Origin of the sequence: Kitasatospora sp. NPDC058218, from assembly GCF_042882445.1 — a bacterium.
GTDB lineage: Bacteria > Actinomycetota > Actinomycetes > Streptomycetales > Streptomycetaceae > Kitasatospora.
On the sequence record NZ_JBHVWC010000023.1, the window covers coordinates 120,888 to 124,783 of the forward strand.

A 3,896-nucleotide genomic window follows, 5' to 3' on the forward strand; every position below is an offset into this window, starting at 1 on the left:
TTGTTTTTCTGCCCCTTTGTTTTTTTTTTGGGCGTTTTCATCATTATGTCCCGTCCCCATACCCCCCCCCTCCGCGCCCCCACCCCCCCCCCTGCTTGCCCCGGGGCCCCCGGTGGGTTTGGCGGGGGGCCCGCCTCGATTGGTTCATCCCGTTCAGATCGGCAGATTCCAGCCCGGGCCGTCCGCGCTTCCGATCCACACCCGCTGCCCTGCGCCCGAGGCAGTGATCTCGAACCCCTCTTGGTGCGGCTCGCCCACTCGTCCCCGGCCAGCAGCGCGAGGCCCGGTCGGGGCGGGCGGTCGTGCGAGCGGGCGATCATGAAGCTGGTGTACCCGGGCAGGAAGTGGCCGGTCGCGCCCCCGGGCCGGTGACGGGCAGCAGTGCGAGACCGGCTACGTGAGAGGCTTGCAGGCGCGGTTTCCTGAGCTGATCGGAGTCGAGCGTCACCCGTGGTCGTTCAGGTAGTCGAGGAAGGGCACCGAATTCTCGATCGCGAGCCTCTTCAGCCTCTGACACTCGTCCGCCCGTTCGTTGACCAACTCGCGGTTGATCTGCGTGCCGTCCGGGCGGAAGTTGAGGTGGACGACCGACGTCTCGTCGAACATCCACCAGTCCTGATCAGGGATCCCAAAGTGTTATTCGGTGGCATCCAGGATCCGGATGTCCTCTCCGGCCGCGATGTTGCCGGGGATCCCCCAGGCGAACTGGTATCGCTGATAGTCGGTCAGTGGCTTGCGCATCACTCGGACGCGCCCGATCGTCCTGCCGGATGACACGAATCCCTTCACCCGCTGATGCCAAGCCGCATTGTGGCTCTCCGGCTTCGGCTCACCGCGTAGGAACCGTGCGAGGTTCTCGGCCTCGCGCGGCATGGTGTAGGCGGGTTGGGCCTCAAGCCGGAACGCGTCGCGCCGGTACCCGTCGAAGTGCAGCCGCCACTGGTCACCATCCAAGAGCACGGACAGCCTCCTCCAGAACGTGCCGGGGGATCTCCACCGCGGACTCGCCCTTCGGCACCATGAGCGCCGCGAAGTGGTCGCCCTGAACCACGAACGTATCGCGATCGGTGGCGTAGACGTTCGGGCAGTCGTCGTCATCGCAGTCGGGACCGTTGAACGTACCGGTCAGCCGCGTCAGGCTCGGGCTGTGGGTCATGGTGATCCTCCCCTTTCGCACCGGCCCGAACAGGCCGTCAGGTATTGACGCTAGGGAGGGCCGGAAGGCGTGTCTACGCCGACTCGGCAACATTCCCGTGCGGGACTAAAGATCAAGCTCGGCGGATGCCATGGGCCATGCGATCGGGGCCTCGGCCTTCACCAGCAGCGTGCCCAAAGCGCCGGCTTCCGGGGTCGGGAGGACCTGCGCCTCGATCCCGGTGAAGCCATGGCGCTTGAGTAGATCCGTCCACTGCTCGGTGGTGTGCTGCCAGCGCAGGACCGTCAGCTCTGTCTCACGGCCTTCCAGCCACGTTCCGCCCATGATCTGTGCGCCGTACGTTCCGGCGAACGGCTCCCGGTGGGAGAACGCGAAGGTCCCGCCCGGGGTGAGTCGTTCGGCGGCCCGGGGGAACAGCTCCTCGGGATCGGTGAACCAGACCGCGCCCCAGGTGGAGTAGATCGCGTCGAACTGTCGGTCGTCCTGGTCGAGGAACGTGCAGGCCTCGGCGTGGACGAACTCCAACGCAGGCAGATCGCTCCAGAACCCGCGAGCGCGCTCGACCTGGAACGGCGAGAAGTCCACAGCGACGACCTCGACCCCGGCCTTCGCCAGGAAGGCCGCGTTCTCGCCCTCGGCCGGCCCGAGGTCCAGGGCGGTCCTCGGATTCCCCAGAATCTCCGCGCCCGGTCCGTGGCCGGGAACACCGGTCCAGTCGAAGCGGTCCGCTGCCGGGCGGCTCTGGGGATCCTCGCCACGGTGGGGCCGGTACTTGTCCCAGTACTCCGGGGCGGTTCGGGGCGCGCTGGACATGAGTGCTCTCCGGGGCGACGAGGTCGTGGTGCCGTGTCGAAGCGGGCGCCGTTACCGGCGGGATGTCGTGGCTGGGGCGGCGGCTACGACTCGGCCACGACGATGTAGAACGTCACCGTCGCGAGGAAGGGCCCGGTGGAGAGGTGGTCAAGCCATCGTCGTGCCCCCTCCTCGGTGAGGTATCCGGCGGCCGTGGCGCGGCGCGTGGTCCGTTCCAGTCCCAGGATCCTGTCGGCTGCCCGGGCGTCTCGGAATACGGGGGTGATCGGGATGACCGTCGGAACCGCGAATCCGGCCGCTGTCGCCAGCCGGGGGAGCTGCCTGCCGATGCGGGCGTTGCGGACGACCTCGTCCGTGACGTACCGGGTGTAGGCACGCGAAAGGTCGCTGTCCGGGTGGTCGACGGCCAGGGTGTCCCAGTCCGGTTCGCCCATGACGAGCCTGCCGCCCGGTCGTAGCACGCGGTGGATCTCCCGGAGTGCTCGGGCCGGATCGGCGACGTGTTGCAGTACCCGGTCGGTGCGGGCACGGTCGGCGGTGTGGTCGGGCAGCGGCAGCTCGTGGATGTCGCCGAGTCGCACGGTGACAGCGTGCTGGTCGGCGGTGCGCTCCCTGGCGGCGTCGACCGTGGCCTCGTCGTGGTCGACACCGATCACCGCGCCTGTGGCGGTGACGGCCCGGGCGAGCGAGGCGAGATCGGTGCCGGGGCCACAGCCCAGGTCGAGCGCCGTTTGGCCCGGGCGAAGGTCGAGTTCGTCGAGCATGCGCCCCTTGTAGGAGCGGCCCAGGTCGGTCGCGGCGACCCGGTCGAGGTAGACGATCGGGTCGGGGGTGGCGGTCTCGAACGCTGCTGAGGTCACGGGAGGCATTCAATCAACTCCTCCGGACTGTCGTTGTCCTGACGGTCAGTTCGTGGCGTCGGCCGATGCTGGTGCCCCATGGGGGCGACGACCCGGTGGTACGGCTCAGGCGACCGTGTGGGCGGGGGCGGTGGCGAGTTCGCGGACCGCGTCGGCGACGGCTCCGAAGTCGTTGCGCAGGATCTTGGAGTGGTTGCTCGCGACCTTCGCGCTGACCCGGATGTTCGGGTTGCGGGCGAGCACCGGGTCGAGGTTCGCGCGGATCTGTTCCATCAGCTTCGGGTCGCCGCCCAGGTTGCCGCCGGTGGCGAGCACGTACCGGGTCGGCACGGTCAGGCGGTCGAAGACCGGGTCGAGGACGGCGGGCGCGCAGAGCTCGTTGGCCTCGATGTTGATCTCGGCGTGCTGTGCGGCGCTCATCCGCGCGGCCAGGCCGAGCGGGCGGGCGATCGGGAACAGCGGGCTCAGCCGGCGGAACAGCTTGCGGATCTGCTCCTTGTTGGCGTCGGTGAGCCACTCGTGCGGCAGGGCGCCGTCCACGGACACCGCTCCCACGGCGCGGTCCGGGTTCCGGGCGGCCCAGTGCACGGCGAGCATGGCGCCGTAGGACCAGCCGACCAGGATCGGCCGGTCCACGCCCCTGGCGGTGAGGACGGCGTCGAGGTCGCGCAGGCACGCCTCGAACGAGTAGTCCGCCGAGCGCTTCGACTTGCCGCGGGCGCGCTCGTCGTAGGTGATGTGGCGGTAGTCGCCGCCGAGTTCGGCGATGACGCGCCGCCAGTGCGACTGGTCGGCGTAGGAGCCGTTGAGGTAGACCACGGGACGGCCGGGCCCGCCGGTGTCGGTCACGGCCAGTGCGGTGTCCTCGAACTCCACCGTGCCGGTCCAGGCGGACTGCTTGCTGGTCATGGTGTTCCTTCTTCCAGGGTCAGGGGTGGAGCGGGAGCGTTGGTCGGCGGGCCGGGTGGTGACTCAGAGGCTGCGGGCGGTGATGTCGCCGTAGGCGGTGGTGGCGTGGATGGTGAGGGCGGGGGTGCCGTCGGTGTTCTTGAGGGCGTTGTCGATGC

Annotated in this window: 4 protein-coding genes and 1 pseudogene; all 5 read right to left on the bottom strand. The window is 69.1% G+C overall.

Features of this window, described 5'->3' with window-relative positions:
- Nucleotides 1-444: 444 nt before the first annotated feature.
- Nucleotides 445-960, bottom strand: a pseudogene (locus tag ACFVYI_RS17015) (DUF6879 family protein).
- Entirely contained in the window at nt 944-1,156 is a 213-nt protein-coding gene (locus tag ACFVYI_RS17020) for a hypothetical protein (RefSeq protein ID WP_387886004.1), read from the bottom strand. Before ACFVYI_RS17020 ends, ACFVYI_RS17015 begins: the two are co-directional and overlap by 17 nt.
- 105 nt (nt 1,157-1,261) lie before the next feature.
- Nucleotides 1,262-1,969, bottom strand: coding sequence for a class I SAM-dependent methyltransferase (locus ACFVYI_RS17025; protein WP_387886005.1), 708 nt, complete (start codon nt 1,967-1,969; stop codon nt 1,262-1,264).
- Nucleotides 1,970-2,052: 83 nt separating this feature from the next.
- Nucleotides 2,053-2,838: a methyltransferase domain-containing protein gene (locus ACFVYI_RS17030; protein ID WP_387886007.1), complete on the bottom strand. Its 786-nt coding sequence runs from the start codon at nt 2,836-2,838 to the stop codon at nt 2,053-2,055.
- 96 nt (nt 2,839-2,934) lie between these two features.
- A complete protein-coding gene (locus ACFVYI_RS17035) occupies nt 2,935-3,738 on the bottom strand; it encodes an alpha/beta fold hydrolase (RefSeq protein WP_387886010.1) in 804 nt (267 codons plus the stop codon).
- Nucleotides 3,739-3,896 lie beyond the last annotated feature (158 nt).

What these genes read in the sequence shown, in the direction of transcription:
- ACFVYI_RS17020 (WP_387886004.1), bottom strand. Translation starts at nt 1,156, where the DNA reads ATGACCCACAGCCCGAGCCTGACGCGGCTGACCGGTACGTTCAACGGT.
- ACFVYI_RS17035 (WP_387886010.1), bottom strand. Translation starts at nt 3,738, where the DNA reads ATGACCAGCAAGCAGTCCGCCTGGACCGGCACGGTGGAGTTCGAGGAC.
- ACFVYI_RS17025 (WP_387886005.1), bottom strand. Translation starts at nt 1,969, where the DNA reads ATGTCCAGCGCGCCCCGAACCGCCCCGGAGTACTGGGACAAGTACCGG.
- ACFVYI_RS17030 (WP_387886007.1), bottom strand. Translation starts at nt 2,838, where the DNA reads ATGCCTCCCGTGACCTCAGCAGCGTTCGAGACCGCCACCCCCGACCCG.